Here is a 23,420-nt window from a genome sequence, read left to right on the forward strand (position 1 = left end):
GTTTTTGAACCGGGCTTGTGCTGCCTCATTTAAAATGAGATTCATGGATGATTAGGATAATGAACGCCACAAATGCAAAAGTAACGTTTGACGCGTTTATGTTCGCCACTGATGAGTGGCGAACATAAAGGGATTAACGAGGGGAGACGGTAATGCTGCGCCCGTTGCTTGCCATCGCAACGCGTTGCCCTGCGCTGAATTTTGTGTCGCCTTGTTTTTGTACAACCATAATGGTCGAGCCGTCATCTTTACGAATTTCTAACTCAACACCCTGCGTACGGTTCAATGCACCAGTGGCGCTTTGCCCTGCTACGCCGCCAGCCACCGCGCCTGCAGCGGTAGCCAGACTACGGCCGGAACCACCGCCGATAGTGTTACCCAGGAATCCCCCGAGAACAGCACCGCCAAGCGCCCCAATGACATTGGAATCTTCACCGGCCTGAATTTGTACCGGGCGCATGGAAACGATGGTGCCGTACGTGACGGTCTGCACCTGTTTGGCTTCGGAGGCGCTATACACATCTCCTGAAAGCGTGCTGGTATTGGCGCAGCCAGCCAGAGTGATACCTGCGAGGGTCACCACAAGCAAACGCTTCATCATAATAAAGACTCCTGTAATGGCAAATATGTCGGTAGAGGCATAATTCAACCGACGAATGTTATACCTGTAAATTATGGTTTGGCTTTACGCCGCATTCCACTCTTTTTACGTATTTTCGCAGACTATGATAGTGCGCTTCAACGGGTGATAAACAGAGCGTAAAATTTTACCCACTCGGTTTTTGTCGTAAATGTCGTCTTTGTAGCAAACTATGTCTGCATAAGAAATAAAGTCAATAGGCTATTTTCCAACAAAAATGTAACAAGTATGGCAAAAACATAAAAAATTTTAATAATTCAGTTTGTTAAAATGCTATTTTGTCGCAGTTATCTTTTTAACCACCGCTCCTCTTCGCCCCGCAGGGGAAAAGGCCATGAAATGAGATCAGGCAGATACATTGGTGTGATGTCGGGAACCAGCCTCGACGGTATTGATGTGGTATTGGCGGCAATTGATGAACACACGGTCGCACAACAAGCCAGCTATTGTCATCCGATACCGCCGGATATCAAAAAGACGATTTTATCTATGTGTCAGGGGCAAAAAGTCACCCTTTCTGCGCTGGGACAATTGGACACGCGTTTGGGCATACTCTTTGCGGATGCTGTGTTGGCTTTACTGAAAAAAACAGAACTCAACCCACAGGATATTACGGCAATTGGTTGTCATGGTCAGACCGTTTGGCATGAGCCCAATGGTGAAGCGCCTTGTACATTGCAAATCGGTGATAATAATCGTATCTCGGCGATGACCGGCATTACCACCGTGGGGGATTTTCGCCGCCGAGACCTGGCTTATGGCGGGCAGGGCGCGCCGCTGGTACCGGCATTTCATCATGCGTTGCTGTTACACTCGATTGAACGCCGCATTGTGCTGAATATTGGTGGTATTGCGAATATATCACTGTTGGTGCCGGGCGTTGCGGTACGCGGTTATGATACTGGCCCGGGAAATATGTTGCTTGATGCATGGATCTGGCGTCATTGTGCTCAACCTTATGATAAGGATGCCGAATGGGCGTTATCTGGGCAAGTCAACGCGTTACTGTTACAACGCCTGATGACCGATCCTTATTTCTCTCAGCGCGCACCGAAAAGCACCGGACGTGAGTATTTTAATATGGGCTGGCTGGAGCGAAAACTATCTGGTTTACCGCCGTTATCGCCACAGGATGTGCAGGCAACATTGACGGAACTGACGGCGGTGAGCGTGGCAGATCAGGTTTTGCTCTCAGGGGGGTGTGAGCGTCTACTGGTTTGTGGCGGTGGGGCCAGAAACCCGCTGATCATGGCTAGGTTATCTGCATTATTGCCAGGCATTGAAGTCAGTACAACGGATGAATTTGGGATCAGCGGCGATGATATGGAAGCACTGGCGTTTGCCTGGCTGGCTTCGCGAACGCTATCCGGATTACCTGGAAATCTCCCTTCGGTGACGGGAGCCAGTCAGGAAACACTGCTTGGTGCGATTTATCCGGTCATGGTGGATTAATCAGATTTTACTGAGATTTCATGAGATCGCCTGTTGTTACACTGGTGTAAAACAAGGGGAGATACCAATGAAACGAGTACTGATGGGGATGGCGCTGGTTATTATAAGTGGGTGCAGTTATTTTGCGCCGAAACAATCGGTGGAAACGCTGCACTATCAATGTGGCACGATGCCGTTGACAGTTACGATGCAGTCTGGTGATAAATCGTCATCGCAGGTGAGTTTCCTGCTGGACGGCGAACGGCATAACTTGCCTCAGGTGATATCTGCTTCTGGCGCGCGTTACAGCGATGGATCCTACACGTTCTGGAGCAAGGGCAATCATGCCTTCATCCAGAGGGGCGAGCGCGTTATCGTGGACGACTGTCTATTGAACTGATGCCATCAGTTTTACCAACTTGTCATCGTGTCTCTGCCGTTGATTGAGATTTTCCGGGGGTGAGCGCAGAATGCGATGCACTACTTGGGGTATAACAGACATACTCATTTCTCAATTCGATATAGCTATAGCAGGACACTATGACACAGGAAAGCTCACCTTCCGGTAACGCGTCGTTTGTTCAGGACGCCGATATTGCTGATTTACGCCGTGAATATACGCGTGGCGGATTGCGTCGTAGCGATCTGACCAATAACCCAATGGATTTGTTCGAACGCTGGTTAAGACAGGCGTGTGACGCTCGCCTGGCCGACCCCACGGCGATGTCGGTAGCGACGGTTGACGAGCAGGGACAACCCTATCAGCGCATCGTGTTATTAAAGCATTACGACGATAAAGGAATGGTGTTTTACACCAACCTTGGCAGCCGTAAAGCATGCCATCTGGCACACAACCCCAGAATTAGTCTGTTGTTTCCCTGGCACATGCTGGAACGACAGGTGATGGTGTTGGGACAGGTTGAAAAACTGCCGCCTTTGGACGTACTAAAATATTTTCATAGTCGCCCTAAGGATAGCCAGATTGGTGCCTGGGTATCCAAGCAGTCCAGCCGAATTTCAGCGCGAGGTGTGCTGGAAAGTAAATTTCTTGAACTTAAGCAAAAATTTCAGCATGGCGACATCCCACTGCCGAGTTTCTGGGGGGGCTTTCGTGTGAAGATCGACTCAATGGAATTTTGGCAAGGGGGAGAACATCGTTTGCATGACCGGTTTTTCTATCAACGTCAGGGTGAAAACTGGCTGATTGATCGTCTGGCACCCTAATCTCGAAATATCCTCGTTTATCTCTGGCGCTCCTGTCGTGAGCGCTTTATCCTATGAAGTTTCGCGAACTGAATGCGTCGGCGTTGCAAGTCGTTATGTCTTGCATATCACACTGTATTTTTAAACAAGCACATTTTTGCATAAAAACGGAGTTATCGATGGCGAGTAGTAACCTGATTAAACAATTGCAAGAGCGGGGCTTAATTGCCCAGGTAACGGACGAGGATGCGTTGGCAGAGCGACTGGCGCAAGGGCCAATTGCACTGTATTGCGGCTTCGATCCTACCGCTGACAGCTTGCATTTGGGGCATCTGGTACCGCTGCTTTGCCTGAAACGTTTCCAGTTGGCCGGGCATAAACCTGTTGCCTTGGTCGGTGGCGCGACAGGGATGATTGGCGATCCGAGCTTCAAAGCAACAGAGCGGAAATTGAACACAGCCGACACCGTTAGCGAATGGGTTGAAAAGATCCGTCGTCAGGTTTCCCCTTTTCTGGATTTCGAATGCGGAGAAAACAGCGCCATAGCAGCCAACAACTATGATTGGTTTGGTCATATGAATGTGCTCGATTTCCTGCGTGACATCGGTAAGCACTTCTCTGTGAATCAGATGATTAATAAAGAGGCCGTTAAACAGCGTCTGAACCGTGATGACGTCGGTATTTCGTTCACTGAATTCTCTTACAACCTTCTGCAAGGTTATGATTTTGCCAGCTTGAATAAGCAGCATCAGGTTGAATTACAGATTGGCGGTTCCGATCAGTGGGGCAACATCACCTCAGGGATTGACTTGACCCGTCGTATGAACCAGAAACAGGTTTATGGGATGACCGTGCCGCTGATTACCAAATCAGATGGTACTAAATTTGGTAAAACCGAAGGTGGTGCCATCTGGTTGGATGCCAGCAAGACCAGTCCTTACAAATTCTATCAATTCTGGATTAATACGGCGGATGCGGATGTTTACCGTTTCCTGAAATTCTTCACATTCATGAGCCTGGAAGCGATCAATGCGCTGGAAGAGGAAGACAAAAACAGCGGCAAAGCGCCACGGGCACAATATGTGCTTGCTGAAGAAGTCACTCGCATGGTTCATGGTGAAACTGGCCTGGCAGCGGCTCGTCGTATTACGCAAAGTTTGTTCTCGGGGTCATTGCAGGATATGACGCAGGATGATTTTGCACAGCTAGCACAGGATGGGATGCCGGTTATCGAACTGGATCGCGATGCCGATTTACAGCAGGCACTGGTGAGTGCGGAACTGGTGCCATCGCGTGGTCAGGCACGTACGATGATTTCGTCCAATGCCGTAACCATTAATGGTGAAAAGCAGGCCAATCCTGAATATCGCTTCAGTGAAACCGATCGCTTGTTTGACCGTTATACCCTGTTGCGTCGAGGCAAAAAGCACTACTGCTTGATTTGCTGGCAAGCATAAGAAAAACCATCAGGGAGCGATAGCTCCCTTTATTCTGTCCGTCAGTGATTAAAGCGCCGTTGCGCAGGCAAGGATCTGAGTTGTTTCTCATGAAAAATATACTTTCTATTCAATCACACGTTGTTTTTGGACATGCAGGGAATAGTGCCGCCGAATTTCCCATGCGCCGGATGGGGGCAAACGTTTGGCCACTGAATACGGTGCAATTTTCTAACCATACGCAGTATGGGCATTGGCGTGGTTGTGTCATGCCGGCAGACCATTTAACGGAGATTATTCAAGGGATCGCCGATATTGATCGTCTGAAAGATTGCGATGCGGTGCTGAGTGGTTATATCGGCTCGGCGGAGCAGGGTGAACATATCTTGAGTATTGTCCGTCAGGTCAAAGAGGCTAATCCCGATGCGCTTTACTTCTGTGATCCGGTGATGGGGACGCCTGAAAAAGGATGTATCGTTGCGCCTGGTGTGTCGGATTTTCATTGCCATCGTTCATTGCACGTTGCGGATATGATCGCTCCGAATTTACCGGAGTTGGAGTTGCTGAGCGGCCATGCTGTACACAATGTCGCGGAAGCCGTAGAAATGGCTCGAGCTTTGTGTAAGCAAGGGCCAAAAATTGTGTTGGTCAAACATCTCAGCCGTGCCGCTTATCGTGAAGACAGCTTTGAAATGCTACTGGTTACGTTGGATGAAGCCTGGCATATCAGTCGCCCTCTGGTTGAGTTTGAACGCCAACCGGTTGGCGTGGGCGATTTAACCAGTGGATTATTGCTGGTCAATTTGCTCAAGGGCGTTGCGCTGAATAAAGCGCTCGAACACACGACCGCAGCGGTGTATGAAGTGATGTTGATGACGAAAGAAATGGGTGCATATGAACTGCAACTGGTGGCTGCGCAGGATGGGATCGCCAACCCTCGCCACCATTTCCTGGCAGAGCGACTGTAATAGCAAGCCCCGTGGTTAACGGGGCTTCGGTTCCTATCCTTTCAGGCGCTCAATCTTCAACGCCATAGCAACAGAAGGGCGTTCAGCGATGTGATCGAGATAAGCCGCCAACGCGGGGTAGCGGAACATATCCAGCTTCAATGACTGAGCCCAGCGCATCACGGTGAATAGGTAGGCATCTGCAACGCTGAACCGGTTGGCGACCAGATAATTCTGTTCGCTCAGTACCATGTTGATGTAGCGGAATTTTACCTGCAAATACTCCACCAGTAATTCTTTATACGTTTCCGGCGTACCGGGTCGGAAAATAGGCGAAAAACTTTTGTGTAACTCGGACGAAATATAATTCAGCCATTCAATCGTATGGTAGCGAGCCATGCTGCCTTCAGGGGCGATCAAATTACAATGTGGAACCTGATCCGCAATATATTGCGCGATAGCAACGCCTTCAGTCAGCACGGTACCATCATCAAGTTGCAGTGCGGGGACAAGCCCTTTTGGGTTGATCTGCTGATAATCGATGCCCCGTTCGGTTTTCTTCGTTCGGAGATCGACTTTTTCCATTTTAAATTCTAATTTGGATTCCAGCAGCACGATGTGACAAAAGAGAGAACAGCTTCCAGATTTGTAAAACAGTTTCATGAAAACCCCTTAATATTATTATTTTTTCCATCTGTTGATGGCGGAATTTTTGCTAAAAAACAGATTTTGTATTTTTACTACAAATAACGATATGGGGTTGTGAAGTATTCAGCAAAATGATTCTTCATCACTATCATCGCCATACTTCACGTCACCTACGCTAACGCGTCGTATTGTCCAACATAATAACGTTTGTCCTGAAACTCAGGCTGGTTAGGGGATAACGTGGCGTAGAAAAAGGCGTGTTGTACGGACTGATTTTGTGCCACAAGCGCATTGCCTCTGCTCTTCCATCCCTTCTTGAGCCTGCTCCTATGAGATGCTGTCAACATCGGTTTATGTTGCCAGTCAGCACTAATAATTGATTGGATATACCCGTCATACTTCAAGTTGCATGTGCGTTGGCTGCGTTCAGTCACCCGAATCACTTACTCAAGTAAGCTCATCGGGATTAAATGAGAGACATCCTGTCTCTCACCGAAGGCCAGCCAAAGGCTGGTCAAATTCGTTCCCGACGAATTTGTCCTTCTCTTGCCGCCTTCCTGAAACTTGAATTATTTGGGGTAGATAACGTTACGTATATCGTCAAAACTTACGCTTTCTTTACATTATTTGCCAGATTTGGTGGTTTTCTTTCATTTTTATGCGTCACCTCTCAATCGTATTTCCCCGATATCCATGATGGTGGGGTAATGGTCTGGTTTGTTGCTAAAACGTTATTTTTTGTTTGTGTTATCTTTAAATAAGACCGCATGTTTAAACGGGATATTAAATAATCCGCTATACCCAAAATCATTCAAGTCGCAGGAAAGTAGCAAGATGGGAAAGTCATCCGATGTGATGACACGGAATACTTGGGGTATGGCGGGTTGGACAAAAGAATAATTTGCCAAGCCACTTGGGAGGAAGCATGTCAGCATCTTTTCGCGAAACTTGTCTCGCTGCCCTGACCGTCCGGCAGCAGATCTACTATTACTACAGTTTACCTTTGGCTGCCCGGCAGCTTGGTTCACTGGAGAGCCTGCCAAAATCGCTGAAAGTCTTACTGGAAAATCTGTTACGCCATCTGGACGATGATACGGTTAGAAAAGCCGATCTACAGTCAGTGGTTTCCTGGCTGGAAACGGGACATGTTGATCGAGAAATTGCCTATCGGCCTGCTCGTGTGCTTATGCAGGATTTTACCGGTGTTCCTGCGGTGGTCGATTTAGCCGCGATGCGTGCCGCAGTGCAACGTTTAGGGGGCGATGTTAAAAAGGTAAACCCGCTGTCACCGGTCGATCTGGTCATTGACCATTCGGTGACTGTCGATCGTTTTGGCGATCAACAGGCCATGGTAGAGAACACGCAACTGGAAATGGAACGTAACCACGAGCGGTATCAGTTTCTCCGCTGGGGACAAAATGCATTTAGCCATTTTCGGGTGGTTCCGCCGGGGACGGGAATTTGTCATCAGGTCAATCTGGAATATCTGGCGAAAGCCGTTTGGTATGAAACACGGAATGGTAAGGTTATTGCTTATCCAGATACATTGGTTGGAACAGACTCCCACACCACCATGATCAACGGCCTTGGCGTATTAGGTTGGGGTGTCGGAGGGATTGAAGCTGAAGCCGCGATGTTGGGGCAACCTATATCGATGCTAGTGCCTGATGTGGTTGGTGTAAAACTAACGGGGAAAATGCAGGAAGGGATCACTGCCACTGATTTGGTGTTAACGGTAACACAAATGCTGCGCAAACACGGCGTGGTCGGAAAATTCGTCGAATTCTATGGTGATGGGCTGGATTATTTACCGCTGGCGGATCGCGCGACAATTGCCAACATGGCACCGGAGTACGGCGCAACCTGCGGTTTTTTTCCCATCGATCACATCACATTGGAATACATGCGGCTGACCAACCGGGACGATGAACAGATTGCGCTGGTTGAGGCGTACAGTAAAGCGCAAGGGCTATGGCGTAATCCCGGTGATGAACCCGTATTCACCAGCCAGCTTGCATTGGATTTGGGGAGTGTGGAAACCAGCCTTGCGGGGCCGAAGCGGCCACAGGACCGGGTGAGATTATCCGACGTGCCGCAAGCGTTTAATGCCAGTCGTGCGTTGGAGGTGAATACGGTTAAGGATCGTCCGGATTATGAGGAATTTACGCTGGCGGGAGAAACGCACCGTTTGTATCACGGAGCTGTTGTCATTGCTGCGATCACCTCTTGTACGAACACGTCTAACCCTAGCGTATTGATGACGGCCGGGTTGCTGGCGAAAAATGCGGTGAAACGAGGGTTAAAGAAAAAGCCATGGGTAAAAACGTCTCTTGCACCCGGTTCGCGGGTGGTGACGGATTATTATGACAAAGCAGGATTGACCACTTACCTTGAGGCCTTGGGATTTAATTTGGTGGGATATGGCTGTACCACCTGTATCGGGAACTCCGGCCCCTTGCCTGATGAGATTGAAACCGCGATTAAAAAAGGTGACTTAACCGTTGGCGCGGTACTGTCTGGTAATCGGAATTTTGAAGGGCGTATCCATCCTCTGGTGAAAACCAATTGGTTGGCTTCTCCACCGCTGGTGGTGGCCTACGCATTGGCTGGCAATATGAATATTGATCTGACTAATGAACCGCTAGGCGATGATCTGCAAGGTCAGCCGGTTTATCTGCGGGATATCTGGCCTTCTGCTAAGGATGTCGCCGAAGCCGTATTGAACGTCAGTGCTGAGATGTTCCACAAACAGTATTCATCGGTCTTTGAGGGAACGTCTGAGTGGAAAGCGATCGATGTGGATGACAATCCTACTTACCAATGGCCGCAGGATTCGACCTATATCCGCCAGACTCCTTTCTTTCTTGAAATGGGGAAAACGCCAGATCCGGTAAAAGATATTAATGATGCGAGAATTTTGGCCATGCTGGGGGATTCGGTGACGACTGACCATATTTCCCCTGCGGGGAATATCAAGCGAGACAGTCCTGCCGGACGTTATCTGTTGGAGCGTGGCGTCGAAACGAATGCGTTTAACTCTTATGGTTCCCGTCGCGGGAATCATGAGGTGATGATGCGTGGAACATTTGCCAACATTCGCATTCGTAATGAAATGGTTCCCGGTAAGGAAGGCGGATATACCCGACATGTGCCTTCCCAGAATGAAATGACCATTTACGATGCCGCGATGCGTTATCAGACTGAAGGTGTCCCGCTGGCGCTTTTTGCCGGTAAGGAGTACGGCTCTGGCTCCAGTCGTGACTGGGCAGCGAAAGGGCCGCGTTTACTCGGTGTCCGCGTGGTGATTGCAGAATCGTTTGAACGTATTCATCGCTCGAATCTGATTGGTATGGGGATTCTGCCATTGGAGTTTGAAGACGGGATGACGCGTAAAACGTTGCAATTGACGGGAGATGAACAGATATCGATTACCGGATTAAATCAACTTACCCCAGGTGCTCAGGTTGAGGTCACCATTAAGGATCGTGAAGGGCATCAGTCGGTGATTAAAACCCGTTGTCGGATTGATACGCACAACGAACTCACCTATTACCAGAACGATGGTATTTTGCACTACGTGATTCGTAATATGCTTTAGGTGACATATGTTTTAGACGACAACAGGGTGTCAGATCGTTGTTCTGGCACCCTGTTGCGATGATTTACTTTGTATCTAGCAAATGGCCCATTTTGGCCGCTTTGGTCGCCAGGTAACGCTCATTTTTCGGGTTTCTTCCTACCTGCAACGGGACACGTTCAACAATGTTGATGCCTGCTTCATTCAGGATTTTAACCTTTTGTGGATTATTGGTCAGTAAACGAACTTCATCGACACCTAATAGCTTGAACATGTCGGCACACAGTGTGAAGTCGCGTTCATCGGCGGCAAACCCCAATTGATGGTTGGCTTCGACCGTATCGGCGCCTAGATCTTGCAGAGCGTAGGCCCGGATTTTATTCAACAGCCCAATATTACGGCCTTCCTGACGGTGATAGAGCAATATACCTCGACCTTCTTCCGCAATGTGGCTCAGTGCGGCCTCAAGCTGGAACCCACAATCGCAACGCAGGCTAAACAACGCATCCCCCGTCAGACACTCGGAATGTACTCGAGCCAGTACGGGTGTTGGACCTGAAATATCACCATAGACCAATGCAAGATGATCGTGTCCTGTCGCGATTTCTTCAAACCCTACCATGAGAAAATCGCCCCAGGGGGTGGGTAATTTGGCATCTGCCACCCGTTTTAGCTGCATGTTGTTCTCCAAAAAAGCAAAAATGCTGACGCGCATCCTACTGCCGGAAGGGGGGATTGACCAGCGGGAAATCACTGAACAATCACCGACTCGTTGACATAACTGGTGGCTATTTTACGCCATACTGACGGTTCATGTCGGTTTTTCTGATAGAATTGTAAAAAAAATGTTTACTGGCATCACACTGAATTATAGGAAGAAATGATGTACGAGATCGCCAAAAGAACCACCGTAGGCGCGGGCATATTGCTTATTATGCCACTGATTATTTGGGGGAGTGGCTGGCAGTGGCAACCAGAATATGGCGGCTTGTGGCTGAAGGTGCTGTTTTGGATAACCGAGACCGTGACTTCGCCATGGGGCGGGATCACCAGTGTGGTGCTTGGCGCTTGGTTTTTATGGTGTTTACGTTTTCGTCTTAAGCCTGCACTTGGGTTGATTGTCATCATGGGTATCACGCTGCTTATTGGTCAGGGAGTAAAATCCGGAATTAAAGAATGGGTGCAGGAATCGCGGCCTTTCGTGGTCTGGCTGGAAAAAAATTACCAGATCGACGAGCGTTATTTTTACGCCTTACCACGCCATGAGCGATCTGAATTGGTTAAATCTCAGTTGAAGAATGAGCCACAGATCCCGACGTGGTTACGCCATCATTGGCAGTTTGAAACCGGGTTCGCTTTTCCTTCTGGTCATACTATGTTCTCCGCAACGTGGGCACTGCTGGCCGTCGGGCTATTATGGGCGCGTCGTCATTACAAAACAGTGGTGATATTGATGCTCTGGGCGAGTGCCGTGATGGGAAGTCGTCTGGTACTAGGAATGCATTGGCCACGCGACCTAGTGGTTGCAACGTTGATTAGTTGGCTTTTAGTGATCGTTGCCTGCTGGTTAGCGCAGCGCTGGTGCGGCCCGCTTTCATTGCAACGAGAAGAAGTGAAAGAGCAGGCCAAAGAGGATGCCGCCGATAATTAGTCTCGTAACACAACATTAACCACCTTAATAACAGGTTAGCCATACAGCGGGTGGCGTGAAGTCGCCCGCTGACGAAGTTGGCTTTATTCTCCATATTATCCCCGTTACATCTCCATATAGTGTTACCACACGCAGTTCAAATATTAACCAGTATCAAAAATGTAAACAATTTGTGAGCTGCTTCGCTATTTCGATTTTTGCCATTGGACAATTTTTCGTTTGATTGCAAAACTTCAATTGAATGTTAATTCAATAATGAATATATATTCAAACAGGAGAATAATAATGAAGCCTTACCTACTGAAATCCTATCTGACGGCTATCATGCTTTCCCTTTCTGCTGGTTCATTCGCGGCTGACAAAGGGTTGATCGCCATTATCACGCCTTCACACGACAATCCGTTTTTCAAAGCGGAAGCGGATGGCGCGAAAGCCAAAGCGACCGAACTGGGTTACACCACGCTAGTGGCTTCACATGATGATGACGTCAGTAAGCAGAACCAACTGATTGAAACGGCGATTGCCCGCAAGGCTAAGGCCATCATTCTCGATAACGCGGGGGCTGATGCGACGATTGGGCCGTTGAAGAAAGCAAAAGCCGCCGGTATTCCTGCGTTTCTTATCGATCGCGAAATCAATGAAACTGGTGTTGCCGTTGCTCAGATTGTTTCCAACAACTATCAGGGCGCACAACTGGGAGCTGAAAAGTTTGTTGAGCTGATGGGGAAAAAAGGCAAATACGTAGAATTGATTGGGCGTGAGTCAGATACCAATGCGCACGTTCGTTCTCAGGGCTATCACGATGTTATCGACGAATATAGCGATATGAAGATGGTTGCCAGACAAACCGCTAACTGGAGCCAAACCGAAGCCTTTACCCGTATGGAATCCATTTTACAAGCTAACCCGGATATCACCGGCGTCATTTCCGGTAACGATACCATGGCGCTTGGTGCGGAAGCGGCGCTGAAAGCAGCCGGAAGGCATGACGTGATCGTGGTCGGATTTGACGGTAGCGATTATGTCCGCGACTCCATTATCAATAAGGGCAATATCAAGGCAACGGTACTGCAACCTGGTTGGGAACAGGCTCAGATGGCCGTGATGCAGGCAGATTATTACCTGAAAAATGGTAAAGCTCAGTATGACGAAAAACAGCTGATGGACTGTGTACTGATCGATGAAGCTAATGCTAACAAACTCAATGCCTTTGCGTTGAAACCGTAATCAAGCCAGCAGGGGCGTTATGCCCCTGCTGATAAAGGAGTCGTTATGCTGCTTTATGAACGATGCCGCATCGCAGGGATAAGACTCGGTACGCTGCTCTTATCGGTGTGGTTGTTATCAGCCTGTACGGTGGTTGATCTGGATGAAAACGGTAAACCGGTTATCCCGACCGATCCGTCGGCGGCACCGAGCTACAACAACATGACACCAGATAAGATTGCGGATGAGCTTTGGCAACCGAAATTATTGCCGCTCGCGCAACAGCAGGCGTTGAGTTGGGAAGAATTGAAAAAAACGCAGTCCACCTTGGCGGACAACGGTAGCAAGTCTGTGTATGTCCAGTTTTCTGGTTCTGTTGCCAAGCTGGAACGGGAGACGCGGGAAGGTCGCTTAACGATTGAGGTTCAAGGAGAAACGGTTGCGTTGCAACTCGGACCGATTGTTAAAGGTAATGCGATTCGCGATGCGGCAGGTTTTATTCGTTTTGATGATTTTAAGAACCAGGTGCAGTTTGCGCAGTTGGCTCGCGCCATGAATAAAAAGGCAATTCAGAATTTGCCAGACGTTGATGACAGTTGGCAAGGGCAGAACATTCGGGTCTTGGCGGCGTTAACGCTGACAAAACAGGGAATGAATGATGCGGTTCCCATTGAGTTACACAAGGGGGCGAAATAATGACGGAAAAACCGGATGTTGTCATGGCTACCCGCGGTGTAACGATGCTGTTCCCCGGAACCAAAGCGTTAGATAACGTGGATTACAACGTCTATCGCGGTAAGGTCAATGTCATCATTGGCGAGAACGGTGCGGGAAAATCGACGCTGATGAAAATACTGGCCGGGGTGCAGCAGCCGACTTCGGGCAAAATTTTGTTGAATGGTCAGGAAGTCCGTATTGCTGATACTCGAGACGCTGCCGCTAAAGGCATTGGCATGGTGCATCAGGAGCTTAACCTGTCGGAAAACCTCAGCGTGGCGGAAAACATCTTCCTGGGCCGTGAAATCCAAAAGGGCATTAACCCGATCGATGTAAAAGAGCAGGAACGCATTGCGGCTGAATTGATGGCCCGCCTCGATCAGGCTATCTCGCCGAGTACGGAAGTCGCCAGCCTGAAGGTGGGTCAACAGCAGTTGGTCGAAATCGCCAAGGCGCTGGCTGAACAGGCCGATATTCTCATTCTGGATGAGCCAACGTCCGCGTTGAGTAAAACAGAGGTCGACATTCTGTTTCGCGTGATCCGCGAGCTGACCCGACAGAATGTATCCATCATTTATATTTCTCACCGTCTGGAAGAGCTGATGGCAATTGGTGACTACATCACTATTTTGCGTGACGGACGATTTCAGGCGGAAGCCCCAGTCAACGAAATTGATGTGCAGTGGATTATCCGGGAAATGTTGGGCGGAGATCCGGTGTCCAGTTTCTTGCATCCCGACAGAACCTTCGGTGCGCCGGTGTTGGAAGCGGAGCACATCACCTGTGTCAATGATGTTGGCAACAAGGTAGTGAATGACGTTTCCATCATGGTGCGGGAAGGGGAAATCGTTGGGATTTATGGCTTGATGGGGGCGGGACGGACAGAGTTATTTGAGTGTTTGCTCGGTACGCAAAATGACTATCTGGGCAAGATTTATCTTGATAGCAAACCGGTGAACGCCCACTTATCAACGGCTCAGCGTATTCGTATGGGAATGAGTCTGGTGCCAGAAGATCGTAAGAAAACCGGTATTTTCCCGTTATCGTCAGTGGCGTCTAACCTCACAATTGCCAGCCTATGGCGGCGTTTGAAGTATGGCATGGCGATATTCCGGCAGCAGGAATCGGAGGTCGTTGCCTCGACGATTGGTCAACTGGCCATCAAAGTGTCCTCTCCCGAGGTGGAGATTCAAGCATTGAGCGGAGGGAATCAGCAGAAAGTCGTCATCGGGCGTTCCCTGCTGACCAGCCCGAAAATTTTGTTGTTGGATGAACCGACTCGCGGGATTGATGTGGGGGCAAAGGCTGATGTGTTCGAGATGATGGTGAAACTGTCTGAACAGGGCATTGGCGTATTGTTTTCTACATCGGATCTGAAAGAAATCATGGCGGTATCGGATCGTATTTTGGTGATGTCGAATGGCAAATTGACAGCAAATATCGTGCGTCAGTCCGCCACTGAGTCGGCATTAGTTTCAGCAAGTGCACAAGGGTTCTGAACGATGAAAACCACTAATCTTCCCGTGTCGGGTGCGCTGTCTCCGAGCAAATTTGTACGATCGCGCGAGAATATGCTGCTGCTGATCCTCAGGTTGCGTACGTTTATTGCGCTGTTCCTGATTTTGGGCTTCTTTTCTTTTACTGTCCCCGGATTTCTGGCGACGGGCAGTTTGATCATCATGGTGAAACACATTGCCATTAACGCGTTTCTGGCATTGGGGATCACGTTCGTCATCATTACCGCAGGTATCGACTTATCGATAGGCGCTACGTTAGGGCTATGCGGGATGATCGCAGGCTACATGATTACCCAGGGTATTGTTCTACCCATGTTTGGCGTCGCTATTTTCCCCAGCGTATGGGTTATCGTGCCGGTGGTTCTTCTGATTGGCGCGTTTATTGGCGCAATAAACGGTTGGATTATCACGCGTTATAACGTTGCGCCATTCATTTGTACGTTAGGCACGATGTACATCGTGCGTGGTGCGGCCATGCTGATATCGGGAGGGGAAACGTTCCCTGGTCTATCGGGCAACCCACAATTAGGCAATACCGGTTTTGATCTTATTGGTTCCGGTACGGTACTGGGGATCCCGTTTGCCATCTGGTTGATGCTGATACTGGCGTTGATCATTGCCTATGTCGCTCGTCGGTTACCGTTTGGTCGTCATGTTTATGCTATTGGCGATAACGAACGAGCCGCTGAATTATCGGGTGTAAAGGTTCGGCAGGTTAAGGTCTGGGTCTATACCATCTCCGGTTTTTGTGCCGCGATTGCGGGAATTGTGGTGTCTTCTCAACTGGTGGCGAGCCACCCGGCGACCGGTACGGCATTTGAAATGAATGCTATCGCTGCGGTTGTACTCGGTGGGACATCGTTGGCTGGAGGGCGTGGAACCATATTAGGGACGGTTATCGGGGCTTTTGTCATCGGTATTCTGGCTGATGGACTGGTCATGATGGGGGTCAGTGAGTTCTGGCAGATGGTCATCAAAGGCATTGTGATTATTGTAGCGGTTATCATCGATCAGATGCAGAACCGGATGCAGCACAAAGCCGCAATTGTTTCGCAAAAGGTTGCCGCTGAAGGGGCATAGCACGACCAGAGGAAAGGGATAAATAGGCAGTTGGACCGTCACACGGTGACGTATAAAAAATGTTCCTGGTGTTTTTGAATGCTGTTTTTTTTGTCCACAATGGAATAAATATTCAAATTTGAGTAAAAATTCAAGTGAGGTGAGATATGAATCCGTACACATTGTCGGTGGAGGCGTTGATACAGAAAGCTCGCGCTATTCGTCGCCGCATTATTCATCTGAATGCCAATAGCCCGGCGGGTGGACATACGGGAGCCGATTTATCACAGGTTGAAATTCTGACGGCTCTGTATTTTCGTATTTTGAATTGTGCGCCAGATCGTCTTCAGGATCCCCAGCGGGATATTTACATTCAGTCCAAAGGTCATGCGGTTGGCGGCTATTACTGCTGTCTGGCTGAAGGCGGTTATTTCCCAGAGTCCTGGTTGCCGACGTATCAGCATCCTGATTCTCATCTGCCAGGACACCCGGTGAAGCATAAAACCCCAGGCATTGAGTTGAATACAGGGGCGTTGGGACATGGCCTGCCGGTAGCTGTAGGAATTGCACTAGCCGCCAAACGCGACAACAGTCCGCGCAGGGTATTCGTTGTGACGGGCGATGGGGAATTGGCTGAAGGTAGCAACTGGGAAGCAGCTTTGGTCGCCGCGCACTACAAATTGGATAACCTGATCATTATCAACGACAAAAACAAGCTGCAACTGGCTGGCGCGACTCGTTCCATCATGAATACCGATCCACTGGCGGATAAGTGGCGTGCTTTTGGTTTAGAGGTCACGGAGTGTGCCGGTAATGACATGCAATCCGTGGTGACGACACTGGAAGGTCTGACGCCAAATGGTAAGCCAAACGTGGTGATTGCCAATACAGAGAAAGGGGCTGGGGTGTCCTTCATTCAGGGACGGGCTGAATGGCATCACCGTGTACCCAAAGGTGAAGAGATCGCATTGGCATTGGAGGAATTGAAAGATGAATAACGCAGAGCATCTGGCCAGTGTCATGGTCGAGCAATTTATTAAAGCGGTTGATCGGGGTGTCGATCTGGTTCCAGTCGTGGCGGACTCAACGTCAACGGCGAAAATTTCTCCTTTTATCCAACGTTTCCCAGAGCGTCTGGTTAACGTGGGGATTGCAGAACAAACCATGGTTGGCACGGCGGTGGGATTATCTATCGGCGGCAAAGTCGCGGTAACGTGTAATGCTGCCCCGTTTTTAATTTCACGAGCAAACGAGCAGGTCAAAGTTGACGTTTGCTATAACAACAGCAACGTTAAGCTGTTTGGGCTGAATGCCGGGTGCAGCTACGGGCCGTTAGCCAGTACCCACCACAGTATTGACGATATCTCGGTACTCCGCGGGTTCGGTAATATTGAGATTTATGCGCCGTCCAGCCCTGAAGAATGCCGACAGATCATCGACTACGCTCTCGCTCATCAGGGGCCGGTGTACATCCGCCTTGATGGTAAGGCGCTACCAGCCTTGCATGATGAGCAATACCACTTTGTTCCGGGACAAATCGACGTATTACGTAAAGGGACTGATATCGCATTGGTCGGGATGGGCTCGACCGTGCATGAAGTCGTGACGGCGTCCGAGTTATTAGCGGAGAAAGGCATCTCTGCTACGGTGGTCAACCTTTCTTCGATTCGTCCGTGTAATACTCGGCAATTGCTTGAAATTCTGAGTGAAACGCCTCGGGTTATTACGGTGGAAGAGCACAATGTGAATGGCGGGGCGGGTAGTCTGGTCGCTGAGGTATTGGCAGAAGCGGGTAAAGGTATCCCGCTGTTACGACTCGGCATCCCTGATGGACAGTATGCGATTGCGGCCGATCGTTCCGCTATGCGTGCACATCACGGACTGGATGCATCAGGTATCGTTAATGCGGCGCAGCGTCTCTGTCAGGGAGAATAATTATGGTCACACCGATTATTCTGGCAATCGATGAAGGCACAACGAACGCCAAAGCGATAGCAGTAGATACATCGGGCCGCATTCTGGCTAAAGCCTCGGTGGCGCTGCATGTTTCGCATCCCGAACCGGGGCGGGCGGAACAGGATGCTATGGCTATCTGGCACGCGGTTTGTCAGGCAATTGAGGCCTGTCTGGCGCAATTACATCGTGTGCGCGTCGAGGGTATCGCCATCAGTAATCAGCGGGAGTCCGTCTTAATCTGGGAACGGCAAACCGGACAACCGTTGACACCGCTGGTTAGTTGGCAGGATCGTCGTTCTGAACGTTTCTGCCAAGCATTGCATGGCAGTGCTGAAGCTACGTTGATTGAGGAACGGACGGGACTCACGTTGGATCCGCTTTTCCCTGCATCAAAAATACACACGATGTTGGCTGAATTGCCTGAAGGTGCCGCGCGAGCTTTACGCGGTGAGCTGTGCATCGGTACGGTTGATTGTTGGCTTAACTGGCAACTTAGCGGTGGACTGGCTTATTCAACAGATTACTCCAATGCTTCTCGTACCCAGTTGTTCAATATCCATCGAGGATGTTGGGATGAGGATTTACTGGCTCTGTTTGGCATTCCCAGTATCTGTTTACCCGCAGTAACGCCTTCGGCTGCGGTACATGGGCATACTGCGCTCACCAATATCAAGGGGTTACCCGTTGGTGTGCCTATTGCCGCTCTTATCGGTGATTCTCACGCGGCGTTATATGGACAGGGAAGCAATCAAAGCGGGGAAATCAAGGCGACCTATGGGACAGGTTCATCGCTGATGACGACCGTTGACCATTCTAAGATCCGTGACCATGGTTTGAGCACGACAATTGCCTGGCATGATGGGGACCTGCGCTACGCGCTGGAAGGTAATATTACCCATACCGGTTCCGGTTTCGCCTGGATAGGCAAGATGCTTGGTGTCTCTTCTATACCGCACCTGACCGAACTGGCATTAAGTGCCGAATCTAATCAAAACGTCTTTTTTGTTCCGGCCTTATCGGGGTTGGGGGCACCGTATTGGGACACCCAGGCACGCGGCATCGTGTGTGGTTTGTCTGATGCTACCACGCCAGCGGTGATTGCGCGTGCCGGTCTTGAAGCGATTGCATATCAAATCGCTGACGTCTTTTTTGCGATGGAACAGGCTTCCCAGCGTGCATTGCCTGCGCTACGCGTCGACGGCGGTGCGACACAAAATCGCTGGTTGATGCAATTTCAAGCCGATCTGCTGCAACGTCCTCTGATTCGTAACCACAATGCCGAGGTATCCGCACTGGGTGCCGCTTATCTGGCAGGAAAAACATTGGGGTGGTGGGTCACTCGAGAGCAGATGGCGGCCTTGCCAAGGGAAGTGGAGTGCATCGAGCCACAAGGGGTAAATAGCGCTGTCTTGGACAGCTATGCGCATTGGAAAGATGCGGTGGCTCGCGCTCGTTTTCAGCCAGTACGGTAAGTAAATCTGATGGTTAGGTAAGCATTATTTTGTTGGGTCTGGTGGAACTGAACATCAATATTTCCTCATGATCCGAAGCATCATCTGTACCCTCAATAATTCAAGTTGTCGGAAAGTGGCAAGTAAAAAAATCCTGATGCGCTTTTTAAATCAGCGACTTGGGAAGGTGAACGACGCCAACGTTCAGACGGTTTGAAATATAACGAGGATAATCACAAATCAAAGAGGTGATTTAATTATGGCAACGTATAACTATCCTGAGTTTGGCGCGGGTTTATGGCATTTTGCGAATTATATCGATCGGTACGCGGTTGATGGCTATGGCCCGGCGTTGAGTACGCTGGATCAGATCAAAGCCGCGAAAGAGGTCGGTGAGCTGTCTTACGTGGATTTACCCTATCCGTTTACCCCAGGCGTTACGCTGAATGAAGTGAAAGATGCGTTAAAAGATGCCGGGCTGAAAGCCATCGGTATTACGCCAGAAATCTATCTGCAAAAATGGTCTCGTGGGGCGTTTACCAATCCCGATCCTGCTGCGCGTGCGGCGGCATTTGATTTGATGCATGAAGCTGCCGGAATTGTTCGTGAGCTGGGTGCGAATTATGTCAAAGTATGGCCAGGTCAGGATGGTTGGGATTATCCATTCCAGGTTAGTCACAAAAACCTATGGAAGCTAGCGGTAGACGGTATGCGCGATCTGGCGGGGGCTAATCCGGATGTCAAATTCGCGATAGAATATAAGCCGCGTGAGCCACGTGTGAAAATGACCTGGGATTCAGCCGCGCGCACGCTGTTGGGCATTGAAGATATCGGCCTGGATAATGTGGGCGTACTGTTGGACTTCGGTCATGCGTTGTACGGTGGTGAGTCGCCGGCGGATTCCGCACAGTTGATTATCGATCGCGGTCGCTTATTTGGTATGGATGTCAACGATAACTTGCGTGGCTGGGATGACGATTTGGTTGTGGGTACGGTCCATATGACCGAAATTTTTGAGTTCTTCTATGTCTTGAAAATTAACAACTGGAATGGGGTGTGGCAACTCGATCAGTTCCCATTCCGTGAAAATCATGTTGAAGCAGCCAAGCTGTCTATCCGTTTCCTGAAACACATTTATCGTGCGTTGGATAAGCTCGATATCCCGGCACTTCAAGCGGCGCAAGAAGCACAGAATCCTTTATTAGCGCAGCGGATTGTTCAGGATGCGTTACTCTCGTCGATCAAGGTGGACGAGTAAGTAACGATATGTGCAGGTGTACGGGTTATACCAGTGTTTCGGCGGTGAGCCTGTCGGTAATCAGCACATCAACATAATGACCTGATAAAGCGCCTCGAATCGCGGCGCTTTTTTCTACGCCACCTGCCAGCGCAACCACTCGCGGACACTTGCGTAACTGTGGTAATGCCATACCAATCACCGGATCTTCGCTTTCACGTAATACCGGTTCTCCCTCAGCGTTGTAATAATGCAGGCAGAGATCGCCTACCGCACCTCGTTCAGCCAAAAGCCGCAGCATTTCTTCGTGGTAATAGTTACCGGAGTTTTTCAGCAGTTGGGACGGCTCTAATACGCCGATCCCAACCAGTGCGAGGCTCACCTCGCTAAACTTGGCTACCACGTTGGATACTTCATCACTGGTTACCAGTCGAGCACGATCTTCTACCGAGCGTTCGATGCTTTGTGCGGGCAGCAAATAGGCCGCGCAGTTCAGTTGGTTTGCCAGTGTTTGTGTGAGGATCGTGGCCTGAACGTTACCATTTGGGCCGACGCCGCCTAACAGTTGAATGACGCCTTGAGCCTTAATCGCCAAGGGATGAAGATTATCAACCATCGCCCGGAGCGTACTACTCCAGGATGAAATCCCCACTAAATCGTCAGGTCGAATACTGGTCTGGACATAGTGTGCAGCGGCGGAACCAATCGCCTGCTTTACCTGTGCAAGGCTAGCGTTATCGGCAACATCAACCACGATAGCCTGATCGATGGCGTACCGTTTTTGAATCGCTGATTCTAACGTCATAAACATGTTAGGGGGTTGAATAACGCTGATTTTGACCACACCTTCTTTAACACAGCGCGTAATCGCACGTGACACAAATGACTGTGATAAATGGAGTGATTCAGCAATTTCTGCTTGTTTCATCCCTTCGCTATAATAAAGCGTGGCGATCTTGACCAATAATCGCTGCTCATCCTGTTTTGACATGTATCCTCCCGCTGGCTCACGGTTGTCATTTTTATTCAGCTTGGAATAAATAACAAGCACAGGCGATCGTAGAAGAGAATATCACCGTTTTTAGGTGTTCTTAGACAGCATCAAGACGCGTTTAAAGGGGAAAAAGGGCGTTTCGACACCAATATTTCCCTGTCAGCGCGATGGATGGTAATTTAATAGGGTATGTCGCCAAATTTTGGCATAATTCATCCGGTTAATGGGATATCACAGGAAAGAGAACGTGAAATACTTACTGATTTTTTTACTCGTGCTGGCGATATTCATCATTTCTGTCACACTGGGCGCAAACAACGATCAGGTGGTTACGTTTAATTACCTGCTGGCGCAAGGGGACTATCGCATATCAACGCTGCTTGCGACGTTATTTGCGCTGGGTTTTGTGCTTGGCTGGGTAATCTGTGGCTTGTTCTATCTACGTCAGCGTATTGCGTTGGGTCGTGCACTACGAAAAATTAAGCGTCTGGAGCAACAGCTTCCAACCTCGAGTGAGGTGAATGTGACGCCAGCACAGACTGTTACCCACTAAGGAATCATTCTCTATGTTAGAACTGCTGTTTCTGTTGCTGCCAGTGGCCGCCGCTTACGGCTGGTACATGGGCCGCAGAAGTGCGCAGCAGGATAAAGAGCAGGAATCGAATCGCCTGTCTCGTGAGTATGTGACCGGGGTGAACTTTCTGCTTTCTAACCAGCAGGACAAAGCTGTCGAACTCTTTCTGGATATGCTCAAAGACGACAGCAACACGTTTGAAGCTCATCTTACGCTGGGTAATCTGTTTCGCTCTCGCGGTGAAGTTGACCGCGCTATCCGTATTCACCAGGCATTGACCGAGAGTGCGTCCCTGACGTTCGAACAACGGTTATTAGCCGTTCAACAGCTTGGGCGAGATTACGTTGCGGCTGGGCTGTATGATCGCGCCGAAGAAATTTTCAATCAGCTGGTCGACGAAGAAGATTTTCGCCGCAGTGCGTTGCAGCAGTTATTGCAGATTTACCAGTCGACCAGCGATTGGCTAAATGCGATTGAAGCCGCCGAAAAATTAGTGAAAATGGGCAAAGAGGAACTCCGGGTGGAGATTGCACATTTTTACTGTGAGTTGTCTCTGCTTGCCATGGGAAGCGATGACCTGGACAAAGTGTTGCAGCTACTGAAAAAAGGGGCGGCAGCGGATAAGCAATGCGCACGAGTGTCCATCATGTTGGGACGTATTTATATGGCTCAGCAAGAGTATGAACGTGCGGTTGAAGCATTGCAGCAGGTTCTCGATCAGGACAAAGCCTTCGTTAGCGAAACACTGCCCATGCTGCAAGAATGCTACCAGCACCTACAGCAACCACAGAAGTGGTCTGATTTTCTTAAACGTTGCGTCGAAGAAAATTCGGGTGCGACGGCAGAATTAATGTTGGCGGATATCCTTGAGCAAGAGCAGGGGGCCGATGTCGCGCAGGTTTATATCAACCGCCAACTGCAACGCCATCCTACCATGCGCGTATTCCATCGGTTAATTGATTTCCATCTGAGCGAAGCCGAAGACGGCAGGGCAAAAGAAAGTCTTGTGGTTCTGCGTGATTTGGTTGGTGAACAAGTTCGCACCAAGCCACGTTACCGTTGCCATAAATGCGGATTTACGTCCCAATCACTTTACTGGCATTGTCCTTCCTGCCGGGCTTGGGCAAGCATAAAACCGATTCGTGGATTGGACGGTCAATAATCACGCCATTGTTC

General features: G+C 49.5%; 22 protein-coding genes. 18 read left to right on the forward strand and 4 right to left on the reverse strand.

The features are described 5' to 3' along the window. Positions 1–133: 133 nt before the first annotated feature. The gene (locus ACKPVM_RS16725; protein WP_409310807.1) at positions 134–601 is read right to left on the reverse strand and encodes an outer membrane lipoprotein; all 468 of its coding nucleotides are present in this window, start codon (positions 599–601) and stop codon (positions 134–136) included. Positions 602–979: 378 nt separating this feature from the next. Between ACKPVM_RS16725 and anmK the strand changes: the two genes are divergently transcribed. The 5 genes from anmK (at position 980) to pdxY (ending at position 5,678) form a co-directional block, all read left to right on the forward strand. Then, a complete protein-coding gene (gene anmK / locus ACKPVM_RS16730; RefSeq protein ID WP_409310808.1) occupies positions 980–2,092 on the forward strand; it encodes an anhydro-N-acetylmuramic acid kinase in 1,113 nt (370 codons plus the stop codon). 67 nt (positions 2,093–2,159) lie between these two features. Further along, a complete protein-coding gene (locus ACKPVM_RS16735; RefSeq protein ID WP_409310809.1) occupies positions 2,160–2,471 on the forward strand; it encodes an MliC family protein in 312 nt (103 codons plus the stop codon). A gap of 140 nt (positions 2,472–2,611) precedes the next feature. Beyond that, positions 2,612–3,295, forward strand: a complete 684-nt coding sequence (gene pdxH, locus ACKPVM_RS16740) for a pyridoxamine 5'-phosphate oxidase (protein ID WP_409310810.1) — start codon at positions 2,612–2,614, stop codon at positions 3,293–3,295. Positions 3,296–3,453: 158 nt separating this feature from the next. Then, entirely contained in the window at positions 3,454–4,731 is a 1,278-nt protein-coding gene (tyrS, locus tag ACKPVM_RS16745; protein ID WP_409310812.1) for a tyrosine--tRNA ligase, read from the forward strand. Positions 4,732–4,820: 89 nt separating this feature from the next. Then, positions 4,821–5,678, forward strand: coding sequence for a pyridoxal kinase PdxY (gene pdxY / locus ACKPVM_RS16750; protein WP_409310813.1), 858 nt, complete (start codon positions 4,821–4,823; stop codon positions 5,676–5,678). A gap of 33 nt (positions 5,679–5,711) precedes the next feature. On the opposite strand, the gene gstA is transcribed toward pdxY, so the two are convergent. Beyond that, entirely contained in the window at positions 5,712–6,320 is a 609-nt protein-coding gene (gene gstA, locus ACKPVM_RS16755) for a glutathione transferase GstA (RefSeq protein WP_409310814.1), read from the reverse strand. 455 nt (positions 6,321–6,775) lie between these two features. On the opposite strand from gstA, the gene ACKPVM_RS16760 reads away from it, so the two are divergent. Continuing rightward, positions 6,776–7,066, forward strand: coding sequence for a hypothetical protein (locus ACKPVM_RS16760; protein ID WP_409310816.1), 291 nt, complete (start codon positions 6,776–6,778; stop codon positions 7,064–7,066). 164 nt (positions 7,067–7,230) lie between these two features. After that, a complete protein-coding gene (gene acnA, locus ACKPVM_RS16765) occupies positions 7,231–9,903 on the forward strand; it encodes an aconitate hydratase AcnA (RefSeq protein WP_409310818.1) in 2,673 nt (890 codons plus the stop codon). A gap of 64 nt (positions 9,904–9,967) precedes the next feature. Here the strand turns inward: acnA and ribA are convergent, their stop codons facing one another. Beyond that, positions 9,968–10,561: a GTP cyclohydrolase II gene (ribA, locus tag ACKPVM_RS16770; RefSeq protein WP_409310820.1), complete on the reverse strand. Its 594-nt coding sequence runs from the start codon at positions 10,559–10,561 to the stop codon at positions 9,968–9,970. Positions 10,562–10,765: 204 nt separating this feature from the next. Here ribA and pgpB point away from each other — a divergent pair, with 204 nt between their 5' ends. The 9 genes from pgpB to ACKPVM_RS16815 all read left to right on the forward strand — a co-directional run bounded on the left by pgpB (position 10,766) and on the right by ACKPVM_RS16815 (position 20,697). Next, a complete protein-coding gene (pgpB, locus tag ACKPVM_RS16775; protein WP_409310915.1) occupies positions 10,766–11,533 on the forward strand; it encodes a phosphatidylglycerophosphatase B in 768 nt (255 codons plus the stop codon). Positions 11,534–11,818: 285 nt separating this feature from the next. Beyond that, positions 11,819–12,760 carry a D-ribose ABC transporter substrate-binding protein gene (locus ACKPVM_RS16780; protein ID WP_409310821.1) on the forward strand — a complete coding sequence of 314 codons (942 nt, stop codon included), beginning with the start codon at positions 11,819–11,821 and terminating at the stop codon, positions 12,758–12,760. Positions 12,761–12,805: 45 nt separating this feature from the next. Beyond that, positions 12,806–13,435 (forward strand): DUF2291 family protein, encoded by a 630-nt coding sequence (locus tag ACKPVM_RS16785; protein WP_409310822.1) that lies wholly within the window; start codon positions 12,806–12,808, stop codon positions 13,433–13,435. Beyond that, positions 13,435–14,955 carry a sugar ABC transporter ATP-binding protein gene (locus tag ACKPVM_RS16790; protein WP_409310823.1) on the forward strand — a complete coding sequence of 507 codons (1,521 nt, stop codon included), beginning with the start codon at positions 13,435–13,437 and terminating at the stop codon, positions 14,953–14,955. Before ACKPVM_RS16785 ends, ACKPVM_RS16790 begins: the two co-directional genes overlap by 1 nt. Positions 14,956–14,958: 3 nt before the next feature. Then, a complete protein-coding gene (locus ACKPVM_RS16795; RefSeq protein ID WP_409310824.1) occupies positions 14,959–16,053 on the forward strand; it encodes an ABC transporter permease in 1,095 nt (364 codons plus the stop codon). Positions 16,054–16,199: 146 nt separating this feature from the next. Further along, on the forward strand, positions 16,200–17,030 hold the full coding sequence (locus tag ACKPVM_RS16800; RefSeq protein ID WP_409310826.1) for a transketolase: 831 nt from the start codon (positions 16,200–16,202) through the stop codon (positions 17,028–17,030). Beyond that, complete coding sequence (locus ACKPVM_RS16805; RefSeq protein WP_409310828.1) at positions 17,023–17,967, forward strand: transketolase family protein; 945 nt, start codon at positions 17,023–17,025, stop codon at positions 17,965–17,967. The genes ACKPVM_RS16800 and ACKPVM_RS16805 overlap by 8 nt, the downstream gene beginning before the upstream one ends. A 2-nt stretch (positions 17,968–17,969) precedes the next feature. Beyond that, entirely contained in the window at positions 17,970–19,460 is a 1,491-nt protein-coding gene (locus ACKPVM_RS16810; protein WP_409310830.1) for an FGGY family carbohydrate kinase, read from the forward strand. A gap of 238 nt (positions 19,461–19,698) precedes the next feature. Beyond that, a complete protein-coding gene (locus ACKPVM_RS16815) occupies positions 19,699–20,697 on the forward strand; it encodes a sugar phosphate isomerase/epimerase family protein (protein ID WP_409310831.1) in 999 nt (332 codons plus the stop codon). Between the two features lie 25 nt (positions 20,698–20,722). Here the strand turns inward: ACKPVM_RS16815 and ACKPVM_RS16820 are convergent, their stop codons facing one another. Next, the gene (locus ACKPVM_RS16820) at positions 20,723–21,667 is read right to left on the reverse strand and encodes a sugar-binding transcriptional regulator (protein ID WP_409310833.1); all 945 of its coding nucleotides are present in this window, start codon (positions 21,665–21,667) and stop codon (positions 20,723–20,725) included. A 250-nt stretch (positions 21,668–21,917) separates the two neighbouring features. On the opposite strand from ACKPVM_RS16820, the gene ACKPVM_RS16825 reads away from it, so the two are divergent. Next, positions 21,918–22,223: a LapA family protein gene (locus ACKPVM_RS16825; protein ID WP_409310835.1), complete on the forward strand. Its 306-nt coding sequence runs from the start codon at positions 21,918–21,920 to the stop codon at positions 22,221–22,223. A gap of 13 nt (positions 22,224–22,236) precedes the next feature. After that, positions 22,237–23,406, forward strand: a complete 1,170-nt coding sequence (gene lapB, locus ACKPVM_RS16830; protein WP_409310836.1) for a lipopolysaccharide assembly protein LapB — start codon at positions 22,237–22,239, stop codon at positions 23,404–23,406. Positions 23,407–23,420: the final 14 nt, after the last annotated feature.

It is taken from the genome of Pectobacterium hainanensis (assembly GCF_046237015.1).
In the GTDB taxonomy this organism is placed as follows: Bacteria; Pseudomonadota; Gammaproteobacteria; order Enterobacterales; family Enterobacteriaceae; genus JBJYIN01.